Annotated in this window: 24 protein-coding genes; 12 read left to right on the forward strand and 12 right to left on the reverse strand. The window is 66.6% G+C overall.

What is annotated here, in order from left to right; translation table 11 throughout:
* Positions 1–2: 2 nt before the first annotated feature.
* The 7 genes from AC6RIC_RS08345 (at position 3) to flbD (ending at position 6500) form a co-directional block, all read left to right on the forward strand.
* Complete coding sequence (locus AC6RIC_RS08345) at positions 3–665, forward strand: flagellar hook assembly protein FlgD (RefSeq protein WP_499735822.1); 663 nt, start codon at positions 3–5, stop codon at positions 663–665.
* Positions 666–772: 107 nt separating this feature from the next.
* A complete protein-coding gene (gene sciP, locus AC6RIC_RS08350) occupies positions 773–1048 on the forward strand; it encodes a CtrA inhibitor SciP (protein WP_038359348.1) in 276 nt (91 codons plus the stop codon).
* 301 nt (positions 1049–1349) lie between these two features.
* Positions 1350–3047 (forward strand): flagellar basal-body MS-ring/collar protein FliF, encoded by a 1698-nt coding sequence (fliF, locus tag AC6RIC_RS08355; protein WP_499735823.1) that lies wholly within the window; start codon positions 1350–1352, stop codon positions 3045–3047.
* 104 nt (positions 3048–3151) lie between these two features.
* Positions 3152–4141 (forward strand): flagellar motor switch protein FliG, encoded by a 990-nt coding sequence (fliG, locus tag AC6RIC_RS08360; protein ID WP_454658954.1) that lies wholly within the window; start codon positions 3152–3154, stop codon positions 4139–4141.
* A gap of 1 nt (position 4142) precedes the next feature.
* Positions 4143–4733 (forward strand): FliH/SctL family protein, encoded by a 591-nt coding sequence (locus AC6RIC_RS08365; RefSeq protein ID WP_454655864.1) that lies wholly within the window; start codon positions 4143–4145, stop codon positions 4731–4733.
* Between the two features lie 11 nt (positions 4734–4744).
* Entirely contained in the window at positions 4745–5095 is a 351-nt protein-coding gene (gene fliN / locus AC6RIC_RS08370) for a flagellar motor switch protein FliN (protein WP_454655865.1), read from the forward strand.
* 40 nt (positions 5096–5135) lie between these two features.
* A complete protein-coding gene (gene flbD, locus AC6RIC_RS08375; RefSeq protein ID WP_499735824.1) occupies positions 5136–6500 on the forward strand; it encodes a sigma-54-dependent transcriptional regulator FlbD in 1365 nt (454 codons plus the stop codon).
* Positions 6501–6512: 12 nt separating this feature from the next.
* Here flbD and AC6RIC_RS08380 read toward each other — a convergent pair whose 3' ends face one another.
* Positions 6513–6827 carry a hypothetical protein gene (locus AC6RIC_RS08380; RefSeq protein WP_499735825.1) on the reverse strand — a complete coding sequence of 105 codons (315 nt, stop codon included), beginning with the start codon at positions 6825–6827 and terminating at the stop codon, positions 6513–6515.
* A 397-nt stretch (positions 6828–7224) separates the two neighbouring features.
* Between AC6RIC_RS08380 and flhA the strand changes: the two genes are divergently transcribed.
* Together flhA and AC6RIC_RS08390 are read left to right on the forward strand one after the other, a co-directional pair.
* Complete coding sequence (flhA, locus tag AC6RIC_RS08385; protein WP_499735826.1) at positions 7225–9354, forward strand: flagellar biosynthesis protein FlhA; 2130 nt, start codon at positions 7225–7227, stop codon at positions 9352–9354.
* A 79-nt stretch (positions 9355–9433) separates the two neighbouring features.
* Positions 9434–10321 carry a DMT family transporter gene (locus AC6RIC_RS08390; RefSeq protein ID WP_499735827.1) on the forward strand — a complete coding sequence of 296 codons (888 nt, stop codon included), beginning with the start codon at positions 9434–9436 and terminating at the stop codon, positions 10319–10321.
* 57 nt (positions 10322–10378) lie between these two features.
* Here AC6RIC_RS08390 and AC6RIC_RS08395 read toward each other — a convergent pair whose 3' ends face one another.
* Both AC6RIC_RS08395 and copM read right to left on the reverse strand, forming a co-directional pair.
* Positions 10379–11416 (reverse strand): lysylphosphatidylglycerol synthase transmembrane domain-containing protein, encoded by a 1038-nt coding sequence (locus AC6RIC_RS08395; protein WP_499735828.1) that lies wholly within the window; start codon positions 11414–11416, stop codon positions 10379–10381.
* A gap of 157 nt (positions 11417–11573) precedes the next feature.
* Complete coding sequence (copM, locus tag AC6RIC_RS08400; protein ID WP_454655870.1) at positions 11574–11960, reverse strand: CopM family metallochaperone; 387 nt, start codon at positions 11958–11960, stop codon at positions 11574–11576.
* Between the two features lie 196 nt (positions 11961–12156).
* Between copM and AC6RIC_RS08405 the strand changes: the two genes are divergently transcribed.
* Complete coding sequence (locus tag AC6RIC_RS08405) at positions 12157–12771, forward strand: GNAT family N-acetyltransferase (RefSeq protein ID WP_499735829.1); 615 nt, start codon at positions 12157–12159, stop codon at positions 12769–12771.
* Positions 12772–12826: 55 nt separating this feature from the next.
* Here AC6RIC_RS08405 and fliJ read toward each other — a convergent pair whose 3' ends face one another.
* A complete protein-coding gene (gene fliJ / locus AC6RIC_RS08410) occupies positions 12827–13231 on the reverse strand; it encodes a flagellar export protein FliJ (protein WP_047574070.1) in 405 nt (134 codons plus the stop codon).
* 234 nt (positions 13232–13465) lie between these two features.
* Between fliJ and AC6RIC_RS08415 the strand changes: the two genes are divergently transcribed.
* Positions 13466–14671: an MFS transporter gene (locus tag AC6RIC_RS08415; RefSeq protein ID WP_499735830.1), complete on the forward strand. Its 1206-nt coding sequence runs from the start codon at positions 13466–13468 to the stop codon at positions 14669–14671.
* Positions 14672–14678: 7 nt separating this feature from the next.
* Here AC6RIC_RS08415 and AC6RIC_RS08420 read toward each other — a convergent pair whose 3' ends face one another.
* Together AC6RIC_RS08420 and fliI are read right to left on the reverse strand one after the other, a co-directional pair.
* Positions 14679–15032, reverse strand: a complete 354-nt coding sequence (locus tag AC6RIC_RS08420; RefSeq protein ID WP_499735831.1) for a DUF1304 domain-containing protein — start codon at positions 15030–15032, stop codon at positions 14679–14681.
* Between the two features lie 37 nt (positions 15033–15069).
* Entirely contained in the window at positions 15070–16416 is a 1347-nt protein-coding gene (fliI, locus tag AC6RIC_RS08425; protein ID WP_454655874.1) for a flagellar protein export ATPase FliI, read from the reverse strand.
* A 435-nt stretch (positions 16417–16851) separates the two neighbouring features.
* Here fliI and ctrA point away from each other — a divergent pair, with 435 nt between their 5' ends.
* Complete coding sequence (gene ctrA, locus AC6RIC_RS08430) at positions 16852–17553, forward strand: response regulator transcription factor CtrA (protein WP_038359314.1); 702 nt, start codon at positions 16852–16854, stop codon at positions 17551–17553.
* 314 nt (positions 17554–17867) lie between these two features.
* Here the strand turns inward: ctrA and AC6RIC_RS08435 are convergent, their stop codons facing one another.
* The 6 genes from AC6RIC_RS08435 to chpT form a co-directional block, all read right to left on the reverse strand.
* Positions 17868–18761: a CheR family methyltransferase gene (locus AC6RIC_RS08435; RefSeq protein WP_499735832.1), complete on the reverse strand. Its 894-nt coding sequence runs from the start codon at positions 18759–18761 to the stop codon at positions 17868–17870.
* Positions 18758–19879: a chemotaxis-specific protein-glutamate methyltransferase CheB gene (gene cheB / locus AC6RIC_RS08440; RefSeq protein WP_499735833.1), complete on the reverse strand. Its 1122-nt coding sequence runs from the start codon at positions 19877–19879 to the stop codon at positions 18758–18760. The genes AC6RIC_RS08435 and cheB overlap by 4 nt, the downstream gene beginning before the upstream one ends.
* 97 nt (positions 19880–19976) lie before the next feature.
* Positions 19977–20342: a response regulator gene (locus tag AC6RIC_RS08445; protein WP_038359309.1), complete on the reverse strand. Its 366-nt coding sequence runs from the start codon at positions 20340–20342 to the stop codon at positions 19977–19979.
* Positions 20343–20372: 30 nt separating this feature from the next.
* The gene (locus AC6RIC_RS08450) at positions 20373–20873 is read right to left on the reverse strand and encodes a chemotaxis protein CheW (protein ID WP_454655877.1); all 501 of its coding nucleotides are present in this window, start codon (positions 20871–20873) and stop codon (positions 20373–20375) included.
* The gene (locus AC6RIC_RS08455; protein ID WP_499735834.1) at positions 20870–23500 is read right to left on the reverse strand and encodes a chemotaxis protein CheW; all 2631 of its coding nucleotides are present in this window, start codon (positions 23498–23500) and stop codon (positions 20870–20872) included. The genes AC6RIC_RS08450 and AC6RIC_RS08455 overlap by 4 nt, the downstream gene beginning before the upstream one ends.
* A gap of 94 nt (positions 23501–23594) precedes the next feature.
* A complete protein-coding gene (chpT, locus tag AC6RIC_RS08460; protein ID WP_454655879.1) occupies positions 23595–24236 on the reverse strand; it encodes a histidine phosphotransferase ChpT in 642 nt (213 codons plus the stop codon).
* Between the last annotated feature and the right edge of the window lie 117 nt (positions 24237–24353).

Consider the following 24353-nt stretch of genomic DNA (forward strand, 5'->3'; position numbering starts at 1 on the left):
CCATGGCGGTTTCGGGAACGAACGGCACATCGGGTACCAGCAACAGTGCCGTGACCGGCACCAAGAGCGGGATCGCCAATAATTTCGACCAGTTCCTGACGCTGCTGACGACGCAGCTCAAGAACCAGTCGCCGCTGGACCCGCTCGACACCAACCAGTTCACCCAGCAGCTCGTGCAGTTCGCCGGCGTCGAGCAGCAGCTCAGGACCAACGAGACGCTCAGCTCCCTGCTCAGCCTCAGCGCCGCCGGGACGGCGACGAACGCAGTCGGCTTCATCGGTTCCACGATCACCGCCGACGGCGCCACGGCACGGTTGACCGGCGGCAAGGCCGAGTGGAAGGTCAACATGCCCGCCGCGGGCTCGGCGACGATCACGATCAAGGATGCCAAGGGCAACGTCGTCCAAACGCAGACCAGGGCGCTGACCGCCGGCGACCAGACCTATAGCTGGGACGGCACCACGTCGACCGGCACGAAGGCGGCGGAGGGCGAGTACACCATCACGATCGACGCCAAGAGCGTGGCGGGGGATGTCATCACGGCGAAGACGCAGATCAGCGGCGTGGTCGACGGGGTCGATTTCACCTCGTCGATCCCGGTTCTCAAGATCGGCGGCATCAGCGTCCCGATCGACAAGGTGAAGAGCGTGGTCCGCAGCGATTGAGCGTGAGCGAATCAGTCGTGGACATCCGAGGCGATCGTTTTAGCCAATTCTTAAAGCCGCCCGCCTATGCTGCCCTCAGTAGCTCTGTTGAGTTGTGTGAGAGTACCATGACCGAGCCATTGCGACCGCGGGTGAAATACGTGATCGGACCGGACGGAAGTCCGCTGACGATCGCGGATCTCCCGCCAATGAATACCAGGCGCTGGGTCATCCGGCGGAAGGCCGAGGTGGTGGCCGCCGTGCGCGGCGGGCTGCTCAGCCTCGAAGAGGCGTGCCAGCGCTACACGCTGACCGTCGACGAGTTCCTGAGCTGGCAGATGTCGATCGATCAGCATGGCCTCGCCGGCCTGCGGACGACTCGGATTCAGCACTACCGCCAGTAAGAAGCAGAGATTTCGGTTTCTTTTCAAAGGCGTCGGCCCTGACAGGGCCGGCGCCTTTGGCGTTTGCGCTGCCAGAGCGGTTCCGCACTCCTTCGGAACGCCGAACCGCTCCAAATTCTTGTTTGGCGCATTTTCTTCACGCGAACCGGAGCCCACTTCGCTTGAAAATGCTCTAGCCCGCGAGAAAGATTAACGACTCGCCCCAAAAATTAACCGCCCGCTAACCATGCGCTGGGAAAAACTTGCCTAGTGGGTCGGAGCAGGTGCGCCGTCCCTGCGATTCTGTGGGACGGATGGCGGCGTGAACGGCCTGATCGAGCAGTTTGCCAAATTCGGAGCGGCGCGCCTGGCAGCCATGCTGGCCGTCACGCTGGTGCTCGTCGGCTTCTTCGGCTTCGTCATGCTCAAAATGTCGCAGCCGGCGATGAGCGTGCTGTTCTCGGAGCTTGGCAGCCAGGATGTCAGCGCCATCCTCAAGGATCTCGACGCACGCGGCATCAAATACGAATTGCGCGGCGACGGGCAGACGGTGCTGGTGCCGAAGGCCGACGTGCCGCGCCTGCGGCTCGACCTCGCCAGCAAGGGCATCCCGGCCGGCGGCGGCGTCGGCTACGAGATCTTCGACAAGGGCGATGCCTTCTCCTCGACCAGCTTCGTCCAGAACATCAACCATCTGCGCGCGCTCGAAGGCGAACTCTCCCGCACCATCCGCTCGATCGGGCGGGTGCAGGCGGCGCGCGTTCATCTCGTCATCCCGGAGCGGCGCCTGTTCGAGCGCGACCGCGAGCCGCCGCGCGCCTCGATCGCGCTCAAGCTTGCGGGCGATCTCGATGCCGCGCAGGTCCGGGCCGTGCGCCATCTCGTCGCCTCGGCGGTGGACGGCCTGAAGCCGGAGCGGGTGTCGATCGTCGACGAACGCGGCCGGCTGCTGGCGGACGGCGCGCAGAGCGACCAGGGCCTGATCGGGCTCGGCATCGAGGAGCGGCAGACCGCGATCGAGAAGCGGCTCAAGTCGCAGGTCGAGGATATCGTCGCCAGCGTCGTCGGCTATGGCCGGGCGCGGGTGCAGGTCTCGGCCGCGCTCGACACCAACCGGGTCGAGAGCCGCTCCGAGAGCTACGATCCGGAAAGCCGGGTGCTGCGTTCAAGCCAGAACCGCACGGAGGCCTCGACCACGAGCGAGGGCGGCAATGGCACGGTGACCGTCGGCAACGAGTTGCCGGGCGCGCAGCAGACGCAAGGCGCGCAGCAGAACCAGCGCGAGAATTCCTCGAAGAACGAGGAGGTCGCCAATTACGAGATCTCGCGCACCACACGCACCGAGGTGCTGGAGGGCGGACGGGTCAAGAAGCTCTCCGTCGCCGTCCTCGTCGACGGCAACTACACGCGCAGCCCGGCCGGCGAAATGTCCTACCAGCCGCGCAACAGCGACGAGCTGGAGCGCATCGGCGAGCTGGTGCGCACCGCCGTCGGCTTCGACCAGGGCCGCGGCGACAAGGTCGAGGTCGTCAACCTGCGCTTCGCCGAGGCACCGCCGGCGCCGGCAGAGCTCACCGAGCAGACGCTGATGCAGCGGCTCACGTCCTTCACCCGTGAGGACCTGATCCGCTTCGCCGAACTCGGCGTCATCTCGCTGCTCACGGTGATCGTGCTGATGACGGTGGTGCGTCCGCTGCTGAAGCAGGTTCTGGCCGCCGACAACAGCAATGTCCGGGCGATCCCCTCCTTCATGCGCAATGGTGGCGCCGCCCTGGCCGGCCCCGCCGGGTCGACCGGCGATCCGGCCGGCAGCGGGCGGGCGGTGACGGTCGGCCCAGACGGCGAACCGCTTTCCGTGGACGTGGACGCCGGGCCGTCCGAGCGGATGCTCGCCATCGCTCAGGTCAAGGGCCAGCTCAAGGCGCAGTCCGTGGAAAAGATCGGGGTCCTCGTCTCGCAGAATCCGTCCGATTCGGTCGCGGTGCTGCGGAGCTGGATTCACGAGAAGTCCGCTGCGTGACGGGGCGCTGAGACATGGCTGAGGCCCGATCCATCGCTACGCGAACCCCCGGTCTCCCGGACGCCATCGAGGGCGGCGGCTTCGGCGTGACCACCGTCGCCGAAATGACGGGTCCGCAGCGCGCCGCCGTCATCCTGCTCGTGCTCGGCGAGGAGCACGGACGCAAGATCTGGCAGGAATTCGACGACGACGAGATCCGCATCATCACCCGCGCCATGGCAGAGCTCGGCACGGTCGATGCCGACGAGGTCGAGCGCCTGATGCTCGATTTCGTCGGAAAGCTCTCCAGTGCCGGCGCGGTGACGGGGTCGTTCGACCGCACGATCTCGCTGCTCGAGAAGATCCTGCCGACGGATCAGGTCGCGCTGATCATGGAGGAAATCCGCGGGCCTGCCGGCCGCAACATGTGGCAGAAGCTCGGCAATATCGATGCTGTCGTGCTCGCGAACTTCCTCAAGAACGAATACCCGCAGACCATTGCGGTGATCCTGTCGAAGATCCGGGCGGAGCATGCCGCCAATGTGCTGCGCAACCTGCCGAACGATCTCTCGATCGAGGTCGTCGGCCGCATGCTGCGGCTGGAGTCGGTGCAGAAGGAAGCCCTCGACCATATCGAGAATACGCTGCGCACCGAGTTCGTCTCGACCCTGACCCAGACGCGCCGTCGCGATCCGCACGAAATGATGGCGGAGATCTTCAACGGCTTCGACCGGCAGACCGAGATCCGCTTCCTTTCTGCACTGGACGCCTCGAACCAGGACGCGGCGGAGCGCATCCGCGCCCTGATGTTCACCTTCGAGGACCTCGCCAAGCTCGATCCGGCCGGCCTGCAGACACTGGTGAGCCAGGCCGACAAGAGCACGCTGGCGCGTGCGCTCAAGGGCGCCAGCCAGCCGATGCGCGACTTCTTCCTCGGGGCGATGTCGCAGCGCGCCGCCAAAAACATGCAGGACGACATGGCTAGCATGGGTCCCTTGCGCCTCAAGGAGGTCGACGAGGCCCAGACGACGCTCGTCCAGATGACCAAGGAGCTCGCCGAAAAGGGCGAGATCGTGCTGTCCAAGGGCAGCTCCGAAGACGAGTTGGTGTACTGAGATGACGTCCGCCAAGAAATTCCTGTTCGGGACGGATTTTCGCGAAGGCAGCCGCAAGGCCGCCGGCGAGGCCGAGCTCACCGCGGCCCGCGCAGAGGGCTTCCATGCCGGGCAGGAACAGGCGCATCGCGAAGCGCAGTCACAGCTCGTCGGCCTGACCGGCCAGCTCGCGCGTTCGGCCGAGCGGCTTTTCGCGCAGGAGGCTGCCCGCACCGCCGCGATCGAGGAACATGCGGCCCATGTTGCGATCGTGACGGCGAAGGCGCTGGCCGGGGCCGCGCTGGCCGAGAAGCCGCTGGCCTCCCTGGCGGGAGCCATCCGCGAGTGCCTGAACCATGCCCGCACGGCGCCGCATCTCGTGCTGCGCGTGCACGAGAGCGTGGTCGAGGCAGCCGAGGAGCTGGTCCGGAAGCTCGCGGCCGAACACGGCTTCTCCGGCAAGCTGATCGTGATCGGGCAATCCGACATCGCGCCGGGCGACGGGCGTATCGAATGGGCGGAGGGCGGCTTCGTCCTCGACAGCCAGCAACTCACGGCTCTGGTCGAGCAGGCGGTCGCCCGCGTGTTCGGCCATGGCCATGCAGAACCATGAAGGTCTGAGCCATGAGCCAGGAGAGCGATCTCAATCTGCCGCCGCTGAACCAGGCCGACCTGTCCTTCGATCAGGGCGAGATGTCGGTCGCCCGGTCAGGCCCGGTGCCGGTCAAGACGGCCGAGGATCTCGAACAGGTCTTCGACGTGCCGGTCACGGTGTCCGCCGTGCTCGGCTCCTCCAAGGTCGCGGTCGGCGACCTGCTCCAGATCGTGCCGGGCGCCGTGCTCGAGCTCGACCGGCGCGTCGGCGAGGCCATCGACATCTTCGTCAACGAGCGGCTCGTCGCGCGCGGGGAGGTCGTCGTCGTCGAGGACCGGCTCGGCGTGACCATGACCGAAATCATCAAGGCAGACCGGTGACGGCTGCCCCATGACATCGACGAACAGAAGGACCTGAGCCATGCGCCTCATCATCGCCGGCGGTCTCAAGGGACAGATCATCGCAGCCGCCAAGATCGCCATGTCGCATGGCGCGGCCGTCACCCATACCGAAAGCCTCGACCAGACGCTCGCGGTGCTGCGCACCAAGGGCGCCGATCTGCTGATGGTCGACGTGGTGCAGCCGATCGCGGCCTATGTCGCGGCGCTGGAGGCCGAACGCATCCGCACGCCGCTCGTCGCCTGCGGCACCTCGACCGATACGCGCGCCGCCGTCGCGGCGATCCAGGCCGGCGCCCGGGAATATGTACCGCTGCCGCCCGATCCGGAATTGATCGCGGCGGTGCTGGAGGCGGTCGCCGCCGACCAGTCCAGCCTGATCTGGCGCGATCCGGCGATGGAGCGCGTCGTGCAGCTCGCCACGCAGATCGCGCGCTCGGAAGCGCCGGTGCTCGTCACCGGCGAGAGCGGCACCGGCAAGGAGGTGATCGCACGCCATCTCCACCAGAAGTCGGGCCGCAAGGACCGCCCGTTCGTCGCGGTGAACTGCGCGGCCATCCCCGACAACCTGCTCGAATCCGAACTGTTCGGCCATGAGAAGGGCGCCTTCACCGGTGCCATCGCGCGCCGCATCGGCAAGTTCGAAGAGGCCAATGGCGGCACGCTGCTGCTCGACGAAATCTCGGAGATGGATGTCCGCCTGCAGGCCAAGCTCCTGCGCGCGCTGCAGGAGCGCATGATCGACCGCGTTGGCGGCACGCAGCCGGTCAAGGTCGATATCCGGATCATCGCGACCTCGAACCGCAACCTGGCCGATGCCGTGCGCGAGGGCTCGTTCCGCGAGGACCTGCTCTATCGCCTCAATGTCGTGCATCTGCGCCTGCCGGCGCTGCGCGAGCGGCCGGGCGACATCCTGGTGCTGGCCGAGCATTTCGCCAGGAAATATGCGGATCTGAACGGGCTGCCAGCGCGGCCGATCGCGACCGACGCACGCAAGTTGCTTTTGGCCAGCGCGTGGCGCGGCAATGTCCGCGAACTGGAAAACACGATGCACCGGGCGGTGCTGCTGGCGAGCGGGCCGGAGATCGCGGCTTCCGCCGTGCTCAGCCCGGAAGGCGAGGCGCTTTCACCGGCTCCGTCGCGCGATCCGGCCGCACGGGCGGCCCAGACGGCGGAAGCGATGACGCGTTCGCTGGTGGGCCACACCGTCGCCGATGTCGAGCGCGAACTGATTCTCGATACACTCGATCATTGCCTTGGCAACCGGACGCATGCGGCCAAGATTCTGGGAATCTCGATCCGCACGCTGCGCAACAAGCTCAGCGAGTACACCTCGTCCGGCATTACGGTGGCCGAGCCGGGTCAGACGCGCATCAGCGCTGCCTGACCTGGGTTTTGGTCAGTAATAGCGCCTGCGATAATAGTAGCGCGGGCGGGCGTAATAGCGCGGCCGGTAATAGTAGCGCGGGCGCGCATAATAGCGGGGGCGCGCATAGTAGCGCGGCCGGCGGTAATAGTAATACTGGCTGAATTCGGCGTCGCTCTTGTCGAGCGCCTCCTTCATCTCGGCGGTCACGGCCTCGTCGCCCTTGGTGGGCTTCGCGTCCGGCACCGGTACCAGCTTGGGCTGGGCCGCTTCGGCGGCGGCAATGCCGCCCATGCCGGCTGCGGCAAAGCCGCCGACCAGTGTCATCAGGAATGAGCGTCTGTCCACGACGGCCTCCAGGCTGTTGTCACCACATCTCCCGCGGCATTCTTAGGCAAGGAATGCCAGCATGGAATAATGCATTTAAATGACGCTTTGTTCCATCGGGCCGGTTTTTGCGGGGCACGGTTGCGGATGCAGCCTCGTCACTCGACAGCGTTGAGCGGTCGCGCCACGCTTTCGAGCGGCTTGCGCGCGGCCGGACATGCGAAGCGCACGGCGATGGCGACACAGCCGCCATGCGCATGGCGTCGGGAAGCAACGGTGCCCGGCCGAAAAGGTTCCGGTGGAGCATTCGGGGACAGGCTCCCGAGAGCCGGTTTAACCAATCATTCACCATACGCCCGGCAAGAATTGCCGAGCTGCGCCCTGCTTCGGGGCGCGCAGGCGTGGGGCGGTGCGGTCGATGACCGATATGACGGCAGGGCAGGGCAGAGGCTTTACCGTTCCCGATCGCGGGGCGCTCGGCAAACTGTTCAACCGTCCCGACCTCTTCCTCGCCATCGGCGTCATGGGCATCCTGGTGGTGCTCATCTTCCCGATGCCGGCGGTGCTGCTCGATCTCTTGCTGGCGCTGTCGATCATCGTCTCGGTGCTCGTGCTGATGACCGCGCTCTTCATCGAGGAGCCGCTGGAGTTTTCGGCCTTCCCGACGGTGTTGCTGATCGTCACCATGTTCCGGCTGGCGCTGAACCTCGCCTCGACGCGCCTGATCCTGGCCCATGGCCATGAGGGCACGGCGGCCGCCGGCCATGTCATCGAGGCCTTCGCCGGCTTCGTGATGAGCGGCAATTTCGTGATCGGCGTGATCGTCTTCACGATCCTGATCATCGTGAACTTCGTCGTCATCACCAAGGGCTCGGGCCGCATCGCCGAGGTCGCGGCTCGCTTCAGCCTCGACGCCATGCCCGGCAAGCAGATGGCGATCGACGCCGACCTGTCCGCCGGCCTGATCGATCAGGAGACCGCGAAGGTCCGCCGCAGGGCGCTGGAGGATGAGTCCTCCTTCTTCGGTTCGATGGACGGTGCCTCCAAGTTCGTGCGCGGCGACGCCATCGCCGGCCTGCTGATCACCTTCATCAACGTGCTCGGCGGCATCGTCATCGGCGTGGCGCAGCAGAACCTCAGCTTCGGCCAGGCGGCGACGAACTACACGCTGCTCACCGTCGGCGACGGCCTCGTCAGCCAACTGCCGGCGCTGATCGTCTCGACCGCGGCCGGCCTGCTCGTCTCGAAGGCGGGCGTGCGCGGCGCGGCCGACAAGGCGCTCGGCAAGCAGCTCTCCGGTTATCCCAAGGCGCTCGGCATGTCGGCGGCGGTGATGTTGCTGATCGCGGTGCTGCCGGGCATCCCGATGCTGCCCTTCCTAGTGCTGGCAGCTGGAGCAGGCTTCATGGCCTACCGTTTCGGCAAGGCGGCCAAGGCCCGCGAGGCCGAGCAGGGCATGGCCGACGCGGGTCAGGCCGGCGGTGCGGTCTCTGCGGACGGCACGCAGCGCGAGGAGACGCTCAACGACCTCCTCAAGATGGACGAACTCAAGATCGAGATCGGCTACGGGCTCCTGCCGCTGGTAAACGCGCCGAGCGGGCAGGATCGCCTGACCGATCAGGTCCGGGCGCTGCGCCGCCAGCTCGCGGCCGAGCTGGGCTTCGTCATGCCCGCCGTCCGCATCGTCGACAACGTCCAGCTCGAGGCGAACCACTACTTCATCAAGATCAAGGAGATCGATGCCGGGCAGGGCATCGTCTATGCCGGCCAGTACATGGCGATGGATCCGATGGGCGGCGCCGTGAACCTGCCGGGCCACAATGTGCTGGAGCCGACCTTCGGCCTGCCGGCGACCTGGATCGACGCCGCCTTGCAGGACGAGGCGCAACTGCGCGGCTACACCGTGGTCGACGCCGCGACCGTGATCTCGACGCATCTCACCGAGGTGCTGAAGTCGAACATGCCGGAGCTGCTCTCGCATTCCGAGGTGCAGAAGCTGCTGCGCGAACTGCCGAAGGACCATGCCGATCTCGTCAAGGAGATCGTGCCGAGCCAGATCTCGACCACCGGCATCCAGCGCGTGCTGCAGCTCCTGCTGTCCGAGCGCATCTCGATCCGCGACCTGCCGACGATCATCGAGGGGATTGCCGAGGTCTCGTCGGGCATGCGCAACCCGCGCGAGATCGCCGAGCATGTTCGCGCCCGCCTCGCTCGCCAGATCTGCGCCCAGTTCTCGAACATGCAGGGCGTGCTGCCGATCATCACGCTGTCGCCGGCCTGGGAAGGCGTCTTCGCCGAGTCGATCATAGGCCAGGGCGAGGACCGGCATCTGGCCATGCAGCCCTCGCGCCTGCAGGAGTTCGTGCATCACGTCCGCGACAAGTTCGAGGATGCCGCGCGCATCGGCGAGATGCCGGCGCTGGTCACCTCGGCCATGGCCCGGCCCTTCGCCCGCCAGATCATCGAGCGCTTCCGCAGGGAGACGCCGGTGCTGTCGCAGGCCGAGATTCATCCGCGCGTGCGGCTCAAGACGGTCGGCAGCGTCTGAGGCTTCTCTCCGGTTTCCACGGGGCGCCGATGCCTGCCGCGCAATGGTCAGCCCGACGGCCTGCGGCTAAGCGGAGAGCATGTCGCGCAACACCGCCCTTTTCGCCGTCATGTGCCTCGTCTGGGGGCTGACCTGGCTGCCGGTCAAGGTCGGCTCCATGCATGTCCCTCCGGTCTTCCTGGCCGCGGCACGGTTCTCGATCGCCGGCCTGCTGATGCTGCTCTGGGCCGGGCGCGACGTGTCCAAGGTGCCGGGCGGCGCCTGGCCGCGATTGATCGGCACGGCGCTGCTGCTCAACACCGCCAATTACACGCTGCTGTTCTGGGGCACGAAGCACGCGCCGAGCGGGCTCGCCGCCATCGTCAATTTCGCGACGATCCCGATCTATACGCTGCTGGCTAGCCGCGTGATCGAAGGCGTGCGGATCGACGGGCGCAAGATCGCGGCGATCGCGCTCGGCACCGTGGGCCTGGGCTTCCTGTTCGCGACGCGGGCGATGGGCGGGCTCTCGGCGGCCCATGGCGATCCGCTCGAGGCGATGGGGCTCGCGGCCGTGGCGGCCGGGACGCTGTTCTATTGCGTCGGTGCCGTGCTCTCCAGGCCGATCGCGGGGACCATGCCGACATTGACGCTGGCCGGCTGGCAGACGCTGATCGGCGGCATCGGGCTGACCGTCGTCTCGCTTTCGCTGGAGCCGGTCGGTCTCGCCGATGTCCGGGCGCTGGCGAGCTGGCCGGTGCTGCCGGCGGTGCTCTTCCTGATCGTCGGCGGCTCGCTGATGGGCTTCACCATCTATATGCGGCTGCTGCGCGACTGGGGTGCCTTCCGCGCCGGGCTCTACGCCTTCGTCAGCCCGGCCATCGCGGTCGCGGTCGGCGTCGTCGCGCTCAGCGAGCCCTTCGGCTGGTCGGAGGCGATCGGCGCGCTCCTGATGTTCGGCGCGGCTGCGATCGCGCTCAAGCGCTGACAGGCTTTCTGCGCATCGGCTTGGCTCGAAAACCGGTTCCCAGTTTGCGGGCCGATGCTAGGGCGGCGGAGCGATGCGGGTGCTGCGTTTGAGCTGCGCCCGCTCGAAGGCCAGCACGATCGGCAGCGAGAAGACCAGCGGCAGGATGAGGTAGAACAGCCGCCAGATCAGCAGCGCGGCGAAGACCGCCGGCGCCGGCACGCCCGGCATCACCGCGAGGAAGACGGCCTCCATAACGCCGACGCCGCCCGGCACCTGGCTGAGCAAACCGGCCGAGAACGAGAGCAGGAAGGCGCCGAGCACGATCAGGAAGCCCGGATTGCCCTGCTCGGGCAGCGCGAAATAGATGATGCCGGCCGCGCCCGCGAGTTCGAGCGGCGCCGCGAGATATTGCCTGAAGACGATCGGCAGGCGCGGATAGATGATCTCGAACTTGCCGATTTTCAGCGGCTTGAAGCGCAGCCACGAACCGATGGTGTAGAGCGCGACGAAGGCGAGCATGCCGAGGCCGATCAGCCGCGCGGTATTGTCTGATATCGCGAACCATTTCGACATCCGTTCGAGCGGATGCAGAATCTGCGGCTCGTAGAGCAGCACGAGCCCCATCAGGAAGATCGTGCCGAAGGCGAAGGTGAAGGAGCAGAGCGCGACGAGGACTGCGACCTCGCCCGCCGTCAGGCCCTTCGCCGTATAGGCGCGGTAGCGCACCATGCCGCCCGAAAAGACCGAGGCGCCGATATTGTGGGAGAGTGCATAGGTGACGAAGGAGCAGAGCGAGATATAGGGCCAGGAGATGCCCTTCTCCTTGCCGAGATGGATCAGGGCGATGCGGTCGTACCAGGCGAGCGCGGCATAGGCGACGAGGGTCGCAAGCGCGGCATGGAGGAAGGCTTCCGGCGGAATCACCGCGATCTTGTGGCCGATGCGGTGGGCGATGATCTTGATGCTCTGCCAGAGCCCGGCATCGGCGAGCAGCGCCTTGATGGCGGCGTCCGAGCCAGCCTCGGCCTTGAGCTTGTCCCAGAGCAGTTCGACGGACCAGACGACGGCGACGAGCCCGATGATCGGCCAGAGATAGTCGAGATAGCGTTTCATGGAGGCCGCGGGTTCGGAACAAGATGGTGACGGGTAGGATGGCCCACGTCGTCACCGCTGCGGCGCGAACCTTTCCCCTCTCTGCCAGTGGGGAGGAGCGAGGGCAAGCGCCTGAGCTTGCTCGCCCTGGCCCAGGGTCAGGGGCGTGAAGCGGAGGTCACTTGCCGTTCTTCTTCAGCCAGTCCCGCATCATCGCGACTTCCTTCTCCTGGTCGCGGATGACGTTCTCGGCGAGTTTGCGGATTTCCGGATCCTTGCCATGGGCGAGGACGATCTTGGCCATGTCGATCGCGCCCTGATGATGCGGGATCATGCCGCGAACGAAATCGGCATCGGCATCGCCGGAATAGGGGATGTCCATGTCCTTGTGCATCTTCGTGTTGGCGTCGCGATAGGCCTTGGTCGAGGCGCTCTCGCCGGGCTTTGCCGTCGCAGCAGAGACTCCGTGGCCGGCATGGCCGCCATGGGGCTGCTGGGCCTGGGCCGTGCCGGCAAGCAGGCCGGCGGCGAGAAGGGCGGCCAGGACGGTGGCGGTGCGGTTCATCTCGTCTCATCCTCGATCGTACGTGAAGGCGGATCGCGCCTCGCCGGCGGTTCGATCCATCGTGATGTCCGGCCGGGGAGGCGGGACGGGGCGCGATGCCGTGACGCCGGGCATGCATCGGCATGCGGTGATCTTTCGACCCCGATCATGTCATGATCGCGGCAGATTCCCTTACGAGCCGATCGAACAGCCCTTCATGACCCAGAGCCTGACCATCACCCTGACCGGAACGACCGACCTGCCGCCCGGGAAGATTGCGACCATCGTGACTTCGCTGGAGATGTTCGAACGGCCGCCGGAGCGACCTGACCCGGCCGGGATCGTGGGTTTTTCGCTCGATGCGATCGGACGCTTCGATGTCGAGCGCTATCTCGCCGTCTACCGGCTGCTCGGCGAGCGCTGGATGTGGTTCAGCCGCCTGACCAAGCCGCGCGCCGAGATCGAGGCGATCCTCGCCGACCCGGCCGTCGAGCTCTACGCCGTTCGCTTTGAGGGGCGCGATGTCGGCCTGCTCGAGCTGGATTTCCGCGTGCCGGGCGAGGGCGAACTTGCCTTCTTCGGGCTGGACGAGGCAGTGGTCGGGAAGGGCGCCGGTCGTTGGCTGATGAACCGGGCGCTCGCGCTGGCCTGGGCCAAGCCGATCTCGCGCTTCTGGGTGCATACCTGCACGCTCGACCACCCCGCCGCGCTCGCCTTCTACCAGCGCTCGGGCTTCACCGTGTTCAAGCGCGGAGTTGAAGTTGACGATGATCCGCGCCTGACCGGCAAGCTGCGGCGCGACTCCGTCGAGCACCATCCCGTCATCGCATGAAAAAGGGCGGCGCCCTTCCGGACGCCGCCCTCTTGTCTGAACTCTGATTGCGGCCTCAGACGCGCGAGCGCAGCCCGATCGCGTCCATTGTGGCCTGGTCGCGGGCGGCCTCCGCCGCGCGCTCCGAGGCGCGCTCGCGGTCGTCGAGAATCTCGACCTTCTTCATGTCCTCGAAGGCTTCCTGCAGCTCGGCCTTGGCCTCGTCGAGCTGGCCCTTCAGGTTGTCGGCCGACTGGCGCAGGTTGTCGCGGCGGCCGAGCGCTGCCTTGGCATAGGTCGGATAGGCGAAATGGGCGGGGTCCGCGATGCCGGCGCGCGATTCCTCGGCCTGGATCTCGCGATCGAGATCGCTCGCCATCCGATGAAAATCGGCGATCATCATCTCGATCTGGCTTACCCGGCGACGCTTTTCGTCGACCTGGAAGCGCTTGAGCCGAAGAAGCGTCTCTCGCGACTTCATATCGTTTTCAACTCCTGATTACGCATCGGCGCTGCCGACCCCTCGGCGCGCGCCGGAACTCCATCCGCGAGACGAGGAGCAACATGGCGCAAGGAGGTTGACCTTTCCTTACCGGAACGGGCTGCCTTTGACGCATGATCCGCCCGCGTCGCGGTTGCTGCCGCCGGCTGTCGGGATGATCTAGTGACGTCGGACGCAAGGCCATTCGGCCTCCTGCTCCGCGGATATCCTGTCTTGGCTGCCTCTTCTCGTTTCGGCGGGCACGGCCCCCTGCTTCTCGGCCTGGCCATGACCCGCATCATCGGCTGGGGCTCGACCTTCTATTCGCCCTCGGTTCTGGTCGGCGCGCTCGATCGCGAGATCGGCCTCAATGCCGAGATCGTCTTCGGCGGCATCACCATCCTGCTCGTCACCGGGGCCTTGGTCGCACCCGCGATCGGGCGCGTGCTCGACCGCGAGGGCACGCGGCGCTCGATGTGCATCGGTGCAGTGATCTGCGCGCTCGGGCTCGGCGTCCTGTCGCAGGCGCAGGGACCGATGAGCTATCTCGCGAGCTGGTCCGTGATCGGGCTCGGCCATGCGATGTCGCTCGCCAATACCGGCAACGTTACGATCTCCCAATTGATGGGGGACCGGACGCGGCGGGTGATCGGCCTGATGATGCTGGTTACGGGACTGGCTTCCAGCGTGTTCTGGCCCCTGACGGCGGTGCTGATGAACGCGTTCGGCTGGCGGATGACGTTGCTCGTTTTCGCGGCCATGCAGATCGTCATCGTACTGCCGGTTTATGCGTCGATCCCGCGCTATCGGCATCTGCCTGCCCGCGCGGCCAAGCCGGAGGCGGCATCCGTCGGCGAACGCGGGCGCGTCGCGCCGGAGGCCCGCAGGGCGGCGTTCTGGCTGGTGGCGCTCGCCTTCTCCGCCAGCGGGCTCGTCTCATGGGGGCTGCCGCTGCATCTGATCAGCCTGTTCCAGGAGGCCGGGCTGACGCAGACGGAGGCTGTCTGGGTCGCGACGCTCAGCGGCCCGGCGACGCTGGCCGCCCGCGCCATCGACGCGACTTTGGGCGAGCGGCTGCCGGCCGAGAAGGTGGCGCTGTTCGGCCTGCTGCTGGGGCCGATCCTGTGCCTGACGCTGCCTTTCGTGACGATGACGATTACGGCGGCTGCGATCTTCATCGTGCTGTTCAGCGCGGCGCTCGGCGTGATCTCGATCGCGCGGGCGACGCTGCCGCTGGCGCTGTTCGGGCGCAACGGCTTCGCGTCGATGCTCGGCAAGCTCACCGTGCCGCAGAACATGACCTTCGCCGCGGCGCCGCTGCTCTTCGCGGTGATGATCGAGCGGCTCGGCGCCAGCCCGACACTGGTGATCTCGGCGGCCATTCAGGCCATCGGCTTCGCCGCGATGTTCGCGCTGGTGCGGATGGTGGCGCGGGCCTGAAGCGGGATCAGATCCGGGCCAGCAGGGCCGCGATTGCGAGCGCCGCGGGCAGCGCCTGGATATAGAGGATCTTGCGGCTGGCGGTTGCTGCGCCAAACAGGCCGGCAACGAGGACGCAGGCCAGGAAGAACAGCTTGATCGCGAAACCTTCCGGGCCGAGCCAGAGGCCCCAGGCGAGGCCGGCTACGAGGAAGCCGTTATAGAGCCCCTGGTTGGCGGCGAGCACTTTCGAGCGCACGGCGAATTCCGGCGTGAGGCCGAAGGCCTTGTGACCGCGCGGCGTGTCCCACCAGACCATCTCCAGAATGACGATATAGACGTGGATCAGCGCGACGAGGCCGATCAGGAGCGCTGCGATCATCGCTCGGACATCCTGCGGTGGGAGATATCGGCGACCATCAGACCGTCCCGCTCATGATGGCGGCAAGGCGCGCGTAGCATTCCTGCAGTGGGGTTGCGTCGTCCTTGGCCTGCTTGAGGAAGGCTTCCAGCGCGGGATGCAGGCGGATCGCCTCGTCCACCTCGGCCGAGGCGCCCTGACGATAGGCGCCGAGGCGAATCAGTTCTTCCATATCGGCATAGGTCGCGAGCGTCGAGCGCGCCTTCTGCACCACCGGATAATAGGCGGGGTCGCAGGAACGCGGCATCGTGCGCGAGACCGATTTGAGGATGTTGACCGCCGGATAGCGTCCGCGCTCGGCGATGGAGCGCTCCATGACGATGTGGCCGTCGAGAATGCCGCGCACTGCGTCGGCGACGGGCTCGTCATGGTCGCCGCCATCGACCAGCACGGTGAAGAGCCCGGTGATGGCGCCGTCGCCGGTGCCCGGGCCGGCGCGTTCGAGCAGGCGCGGCAGTTCGGCGAAGACGGTCGGGGTGTAGCCCTTGGTCGTCGGCGGCTCGCCGGCCGCCAGGCCGATCTCGCGCATCGCCATGGCGAAGCGCGTCACCGAATCCATCAGGCACATCACCTGCAGGCCGCGGTCGCGGAAATATTCGGCGAGCGTCAGCGTGGTGAGGGCCGCCTGCTTGCGCATCAGCGCCGGCTCGTCAGAAGTCGCGACGACGACGATCGAGCGGGCGAGGCCCTGCGGCCCGAGATCCTCCTGCAAGAACTCCTGCACCTCGCGGCCGCGCTCGCCGACGAGGCCGATTATGTTGACGTCCGCCTGGGCATAGCGCGCCAGCATCGAGAGCAGCACGGACTTGCCGACGCCGGAGCCGGCGAAGATGCCCATGCGCTGGCCGATGCAGCAGGTCAGGAAGGTGTTGAGCGCACGCACGCCGAGATCGAGCGGGCGACCGACCCGGCGTCGCTTGTGGGCGTTCGGGGGATCGTTGCGATAGGCGAAGAGCGTGTCGCCCTGCGGTAAAGGCGGGCCGCCGTCGACCGGACGGCCGAGCGCATCGACGACCCGGCCGAGCCAGGCCGGGGTGGGGCGCAGGCCCGGCTGCGCCTGGTCGACATGGACGGGGCAGCCGCGGCGGACGCCGTCGAGCCCGCCGAACGGCATGACCAGCGCCTTGTCACCGGAGAAGCCGACGACCTCGCAGGGAACGCGCGTGCCCGGCGCGATCTCGATGCCGACGCGCCCGCCCAGGCTCATCGTGCCGATCGGCCCGGCGACCTCAACCAGCAGGCCGCGCACGCCGATGACGCGGCCATAGATGGTCACGCTTTCGATATGCTCGATGGCGGTCGCCAAAGCGGAGAGGCGGTCATGGCCGTGGGACGGGGAATTCATCGGAGTGATTCAACTTCGCCGGCAGTGTACGGGCAACCGAATTCGCGGCCGGCCCGACCTGTGGATGATTTGGTAAGAGTTCCTAACAAATTGCGCTCATTTACCTGCTGTTAAGCTCTGTGATTAACACTGCGGATTGAGGCTGCCACGTGTCGCAGAGCCATTATGGCGCTGTTTCCCGGGGCAACCCTCCGCGAGAGGCGCTTTCGCGGCCGAGAAGTTCAGCGATCCGTGTCAAATTCGACTCACCTCGACAAGGATCGTTCACTTTCTCCGAGGAAGCGCTTGCGCTCGGGAATCACGGTTTGTTAACCAGTTTCCTCGTAGCGTGTCGCGTGGCGTTTCATTGGGCAAGTGCGTCGTCGTCCGGGGCCGAACGGTCCGGGCGGAAACAACGGTCAAACCTGCCCTGCGGGCGAAATTGGGGACGTGGACATGCGGGTTCTGCTGATCGAGGACGATAGCGCGACCGCTCAAAGCATCGAGCTCATGCTCAAATCAGAGAGCTTCAACGTCTATACGACGGACCTCGGCGAAGAGGGCGTCGATCTCGGCAAGCTCTACGACTACGACATCATCCTGCTCGACCTGAACCTCCCCGACATGTCGGGCTACGAGGTTCTGCGCTCGCTTCGCGTGGCGAAGGTCAAGACGCCGATCCTGATCCTCTCCGGCCTCGCCGGCATCGAGGACAAGGTGAAGGGCCTCGGCTTCGGTGCCGACGACTATCTCACCAAGCCGTTCCACAAGGACGAGCTGGTCGCCCGCATCCATGCGATCGTGCGCCGCTCGAAGGGCCACGCCCAGTCGGTCATCACCACCGGCGATCTGGTCGTCAATCTCGACACCAAGACGGTCGAGGTCGATGCCGCCCGCGTGCACCTGACCGGCAAGGAATACCAGATGCTGGAGCTGCTCTCGCTCCGCAAGGGCACGACGCTCACCAAGGAGATGTTCCTCAACCATCTCTATGGCGGCATGGACGAGCCCGAGCTCAAGATCATCGACGTCTTCATCTGCAAGCTGCGCAAGAAGCTCGCCAACGCGTCGGACGGCAAGAACTACATCGAGACCGTCTGGGGCCGCGGCTATGTGCTGCGCGAGCCGTCCGATGTCGAGGAACGCATCCCGGCCTGACGCATTTCCGTCGCCCGCCCGTCATCGGGCGGTCATGAAGCGACGCCATACCAGTTCTTGACCTGATCGTCGGATGTACACGACAGGTCGACGGGGACCCCGCCGAGAGGCGGGGTTTTTGTTTGTGCGGTGATGAAGTGGCCAGCCTCCGCCGGGAGCGGCTTTTGGCCCGTCTGAAAACGCCTTCCCGTCATTGCGAGGAGCGAAGCGACGAAGCAATCCAGGAGGACTGGGCTGAAGCGTTCAACCCAGTCCTCCTGGATTGCTTCGCTGTGCTCGCAATGACGAGGCCGGTTCTTCGAGACGCTGGCGGCTCAGCCGCGCAGTGCGGAGGCGGCGATGGCGGGCCGCGGCCGCAGGCCTGGCGCAGGGGAGGCGGCAACGGGCGCTGCCGCCATCGCGACGTGCCGGTAGAGGCCGCGATGCTGCGGATCACAGGTGAGCTTCGTTGCCAGCCCCAGCACGGTTTCGGCGGCGCCGAGCACGAAGGCTCCATCCGGCACGAGGCGCGGCGTCAGCAGTTCGAGCACCTTCACCTTGGTCGGCACGTCGAAATAGATCAGGACGTTGCGGCAGAAGATCACGTCGAACCGACCGAATTGGTCGTTGCGCTCGAGCAGGTTGTGCTGCTTGAACGTGACCATCGAGCGGATGCGCTCGGAAACCTGCCATTTGTCGCCGATCTGCTGGAAATGCTTCAGCAGCATCTGGATCGGCAGCCCGCGCTGGATTTCGAACTGGCTGTAGATGCCGACGCGGGCCTTCTCCAGAATCTCCGCGGAGATATCGGTTCCGAGGATCTCGATCTTCCAGCCGGCGAGCCGGTCGCCGAGCTCGTCGATCAGCATGGCCAGAGAAAAGGCTTCCTGGCCGCTGGAGACGGCGGCGCACCAGATCCGCAGCGACCGGCTGGCGGCATTGGCGGCGAGCCGCTCGGGCAGGATGACGTCCCGGAACAGATTGAACGGTGTCTGGTCGCGGAAGAACAGCGTCTCGTTGGTGGTCATGGCGTCGACCACGGCGCTTTCGAGAGCGAGGTCACGCGAGAGCCTGAGTTGGCGGACGAGCGCCTCGATATCGGTGATGCCGCGCCGACGGCAGAGGATGCCGAGCCGGCTTTCGGCGAGGTAACGCTTGTCCGCGGTCAGCGACAGGCCGGAGCGCTGCTGCAGCAGAAGGCGCAGGAAGGCGAAATCGGCTTCGGTCATGCCGTTTGCACCCCCCGCACGAGGCAGCGGATCGAGGCGCCGATCTCGTCGAGCGCGATGACGGCACTGGCACGGCGGGCGCGCACGACCGAACCGGGCATACCCCAGATCGTGCTGCTCGGCTCGTCCTGGGCGATGACGGCGGCTCCGGCCTTGCGCAGCGCGCCGGCGCCAGTGGTGCCGTCGCTGCCCATGCCGGTGAGGACGAGGCCGAGTGCGGCCGGACCGAGATGGCGGGCGGCTTCGCTGAACAGGACGTCGACGGCCGGGCGGCAGAAATTGACGGGCGGCTCGTCACCGATGCGCGCGACGATATGGCCGAGCCGGCGGTCGATGCCGAGATGGCGTCCGCCGGGCGCGATGTAGACGGTGCCGCGCATCAGGCGCTCGCCGTCGAAGGGCTCGCGGGCGGGAACCCCGATATGGGCGGCAACCTGTTCGGCGAAGGAGGCGGTGAAGAGCGGCGGCATGTGTTGGACGACGACCGTCGTCAGGTCGTTGAGACCTTCGCCGATGTCGAACAGTACCTTGGCGACGGCGCGAGGACCGCCGGTGGAGGCGCCGATCACGAGATAGCGCGGCATCACCGAGACGAGCGGGCGCAGGTTCGTCGGCCCGGCATGCGGCAGATCGGTGTCGATCTCGGGCGGGAGCGAGCCGGGCCTCACCGGCGCCTGGACGATGTTGCCGAGCTTGAGCAGGAACTCGCTGCGGAAATCCAGCGACAGGGTCATGCCGCTGCGACTGTCCGGTTTCGAGACCACGTCCATCGCGCCCCGCGTCATGCATTCGAGGGCGAGGCGGGTGTTGCGCTCGTTCAACGTCGCGGCGAGCAGGATACCCGTGTTCGGGCTTTCCTTGAGGATCTGGGGCAGTGCCGCGGCACCGTCGACGCCGGGCATATCGAGGTCGAGCACCATCACGTCGGGCTTGAAGCGGGTGGCGTGGGCGACAGCGGTCTCGCCGTCCCCGGCGACCGCGACGACGTGGAAATTGCCGGCCTCACCCAGCCAGCGCGCGAAGAGCCCGCGCACGACGACGGAATCGTCGGCGATCACCACGGTCTTGTGCCGCGATGCGGGGCTTGCTGGAAGCGCGCGAGGAGACAAGGTCGGCATGTTTCTCACCGGGGCGGCGGCGTAGGTGCAGGCATCTTGAGCGTAGGCATCCTCGGCGAAGCGGTGCCGATGCGCTGCCGCATCGGGACGCGCTCGCTCAGAGCAGGCCGACCTGATGGAATTTCGAAGCCACGATCTCCTTGTCGAAGGGCTTCATGATGTACTCGTCGGCACCGGCATGCATGGCGCGCGCGATATGGGCGATGTCGTTCTCGGTGGTGCAGAACACCACCTTGGGACGCTTCCCGCCCGGCATCTGGCGCAGCGTGCGCAGGAACTCGTAGCCGTCCATGATCGGCATGTTCCAGTCGAGCAGCACGGCGTCCGGCATCTCGCCCTTGCAGGCGTCGATGGCGCGCGCACCGTCCTCGGCCTCGGCGATGCGGAACTGCAGCCCCTCCAGAATACGGCGGGCCACCTTTCGGATCACCGCTGAGTCGTCGACGACGAGGCAGTATTTCATGACTGGGTCTCCAAAACTGTGGCGCGGCCGTCAGGCCGCGCTGCGAAGGTCGAGATCGAGGACGGCGTCGAGATCGAGCACCACGAGAAGCTCGTCAGCAAGACGATGGATGCCCGTCGCCAGTGCCGCCCAGACGCGATCGAGATGAACCGGAAGCGGCTCGAAGGTGGACCGGTCGAGCCGGATCACCTCGCCGACTGCGTCGACGATGAGCGCATAGGCCTCGCCGCCGTGGTCGATGCCGATCGCCGTCAGTTCCTGGCGGCCCTGGCCGTCGAGCTTGAGCTCGACCGGACGCCCGAGCCGCTTGCGCAGGCAGATCGCGGTGACGATGCGGCCGCGCAGGTTGATCAGGCCGACGATCTCGTCAGGCGCACGCGGGACGACCGTGATGCGGTTGGCGATGAAGACGTCCTGGACGCGGCCGATCGGCAGACCAAGAAGCTGCTCGCCGATACGGATCGTCACATAGTCGAGCGAGTCGCCGAAACCGGACGCGGAGGAGGGGGCCTGTTGTTCGCTCGACATCATGCCGCATGCCTCAGGTCGGCGCCCGCCGTATTGAGCTCGCTCAGCAGGGCGCGGCGGTCGAATTTCGCGATGACGTCGTCGAGGCCGGCCTGGACCGCCCGCATGTGCAAGTCGGGCGTGGCGCAGGTCGTCAGGCCGAGGATGCGCAGGCGCTCGCCCTTGGCGCGCTCACGCAGGAGGGCGGCGAAGGCGAAGGCGGCCTCGCTGTCGCGGTCGAGATCGAGCAATGCGGTCAAGATCGGCTCGCCTGCCGTGGCCAGGGCTGCCTCGGTGAAATCGGCGATCGGCGCGATGATCCGCCCGGAGGCTCTCAACACCGGGCTCAGCATGTCGCGCAGGAAGTCGGACGGCTCGACCAGCAGGATCCGGCCGGGAAGCTCCGCGCTACGCCCGGCCGCGAACCAGCCGGGCTCGTTCAGCGGCAGGTAGTGGGCGAGATCGAGGATGTCGGTGGCACGGCCTCGGATCATGGCCGAGCCGATGATGCCGCGTGCGTCGGCCGCTGCCATCTCGAGCTCGAAAGTATCCTCGACGATATCGACGATCGCCTCGACGGCGAGCGCGACGGTCAGGTCGCCGTTCGAGACGATGACGAGCGGCTGGATGCCCTCGGAGCGCAATTGCGTGCCCGCGACGGGCGTCACCGGGACGAGGCGCCCGCGATAATGCAGCAGGGTGCGGCCGCCGCTGCGCTGGAACTCGCCGGCCTCGATCTCCTCCAGCCGCGTCACGAGCGACAGAGGCAAGGCCTGGAGGCTGCCGGCGCCGGCTCTGAAGACGAGCATGGTCGCGCGCTCTCCGCGATGCACCTGGACCGCCGCCTCGCGCGGCTCCTCCTCCGCGTCCTCGGACGTCGTCGCGCCGACCAGGCGGGCGACGCCGTTGGGGTCGACGATGAGGACGACGGTGCCGTCGCCGAGGATGGTGTTGCCGGAGAACAGGTGGATGTGGCGAAGCTTGCTCGACATCGGCTTCACCACGATTTCCTCGGTGTGGAAGACGCTGTCGACGAGGATGCCGAACTGCCGCTCGCCGATCTGGGTGACGACGATAAAGCCTTCGCCATCCACACGCCTGGCGGTTTCCCGGCCCGGACAGGCCATCAGCCCCGGCAACGAGACGATCGGCAACAGGCGCCCGCGCAACCGCAGGACCGGCGCTCCGTTGATCTCTTCGATGCGATTGTCGTCGCCAGCCTTCGCCCGGACGAGTTCGCGCACCGCGATCTGGGGGATCGCATAACGATCCTCGCCGGCGACAACGATGAGCGCCGAGATGATCGCGAGCGTGAGCGGGATCTTGATGGTGATGGTCGTGCCGAGGCCCGGGCGGCTGGCGACGTCGACCGTGCCGCCGATCGAATCGACATTCGTCTTGACGACATCCATGCCGACGCCGCGACCCGAGACCGCTGTGACATTATCGGCGGTGGAGAAGCCGGGATGGAAGATGAAACGGCCGATCTGCGCGTCGCTGAGCCTTTCCAGCTCGGCCTCGGTCGCGAGGCCCTTGGCGATGGCCTTGCTGCGGATGCGCTCGATATCGAGGCCGCGCCCGTCATCGGCGATCGAGATCGTGACCGAACCACCCTCATGATAGGCGGCGAGGCGGATCGTGCCGTGATCGGGCTTGCCGGCCTGGCGCCGGTCGGCCGGCAGCTCGATCGCATGGTCGGCGCAGTTGCGGACCATGTGGATCAGCGGGTCCTTGATCAGGTCGAGGATCTGGCGGTCGAGCTCGGTCTCGGCGCCTTCGGTCAGAAGCTCGATGCGCTTGCCCAGTTCGGCGCTGAGATCGCGCACGATGCGCGGCAGCTTCGACCAGGCGTTGCCGATCGGCTGCATGCGCGTCTTCATCACGCCGTCCTGCAGCTCGGCGGTGATCAGCGAGAGACGCTGGAGCGGGGCCTTGAGCCCGGCATCCTCCTGTCGCCTTGCGACTTCGAGAAGCTGGTTGCGGGTCAGCACGAGCTCCGAGACCATCGTCATCAGATGCTCGATCGTGTCGACATTCACGCGCAGCGTGGCCGGGCCGCCGCTGCGCGACGGACTTGGGGAATCCTCTGTCGCCGCGGCCGCGGGTTCGCTGCCTTCGATGCGGCCATCACGCCCGCGCTGCGGGCCGGGTGCGCTTTGGAAGACGACGTCCTCGACGCTTGCCGGGACGGCAGCGGCCTGACCATGGCGGGCGAGATAGGCGGCGACCGGGTCGAGCGGCGTTTCCGTCGGAGCCTGCTGCCTGAGCTCGCTTTTGGCGTGCTCGGCCAGCGCGAACAACTCGCCGATCAGCGCTTCGTCGTTGCCCTCGGGCTCCTGCCCCTTCTCGGCGAGCTCGGCCAAAATATCCTTGATCCGGTCGATGGTCTCCAGGATTGCGGTGACGGCGATCGAGTTGACGGTGGCGCCGTCGCGGAACTGCCCGATCACCGACTCGGCCGCGTGAGTCAGCGCCTCCAGCCGCGGAAGGCCGATGAAGCCGCAGGTACCCTTGACCGTGTGCACCAGCCTGAAGATGTTCCTCAGGATGTCGCGGTCGTTCGGGGCCTGCTCGAAGCGAACGAGCTCCCGATCGACCGTGTCGAGATTCTCGCCGGTCTCCGTCAGGAACTCTTGCAGCAGCTCGTCCATGCAGAAACTTCACTCAACGCGGAACGCTGCAGGAACTAAAGCAGGAGAACGGTTTATGATCGGTTGAGATCGCGTCTCGACCGGTAACGATCGTTCAGGCGGCCTTGGTGGCCTTGATCGTCACCGTATCGCCGTCGATCGCGAAGGTGATGTCCATCCCGGCTGCGCGGGCGACCATGCCGGTATAGAGCGGCTGGACGGCATGAGCGTCGATCGTGCCGGTTTCCGAACGCCCGGCCAGCAGCTCCTCGACATGGGCTGGAATCCGGGCATGCGAGCCGGTCGCCGTGATGTCGAACGTGCCCTGCTCGCCTTCGACCTTCGCGCGCGAGACGAGCTTGCCGCCGCGCGGCACGGCCTGCGTCGCGATGACCAGCAGGTTGAGCAGGAGCTTGACCTGGTTCTTCGGGAGAAGCGCGCGCGGCGCGTCCCAGTCGAGCGAGAGCTTCTCGTCGTTGAGGAAGCCGTTCGCGACATTGCCGGCATCGCCGAGATCGATCATCGCGCCGGCCGAACCGGCGGCGCCGAAGGCAAGGCGGGCGAATTGCAGACGGGCCGAGGCGGCCCGCGCGCTCTTCTTGATCAGCTCCAGCGCGAAATCGCGCATCGACGGATCGTCTTCCTCCAGAACCTCGAGAGCGTTGACAATCGCGCCGACCGGGCTGATCACGTCGTGGCAGACGCGGCTGCAGAGAAGCGCAGCCAGATCGAGCGGCTCGAGCGAGATGTCGGTCATGGGGGCGAGGTCCTGGAAACGGGGATGCGCCGGAATTGAGGCGTCGTTGTCACTCGATATGCTGCTATCTTGGTTTTCATGTGGTTAATTGCCATATCGGGGCGGTTATGAGAAGGA

Source organism: Allobosea sp. TBD101 (assembly GCF_059817965.1).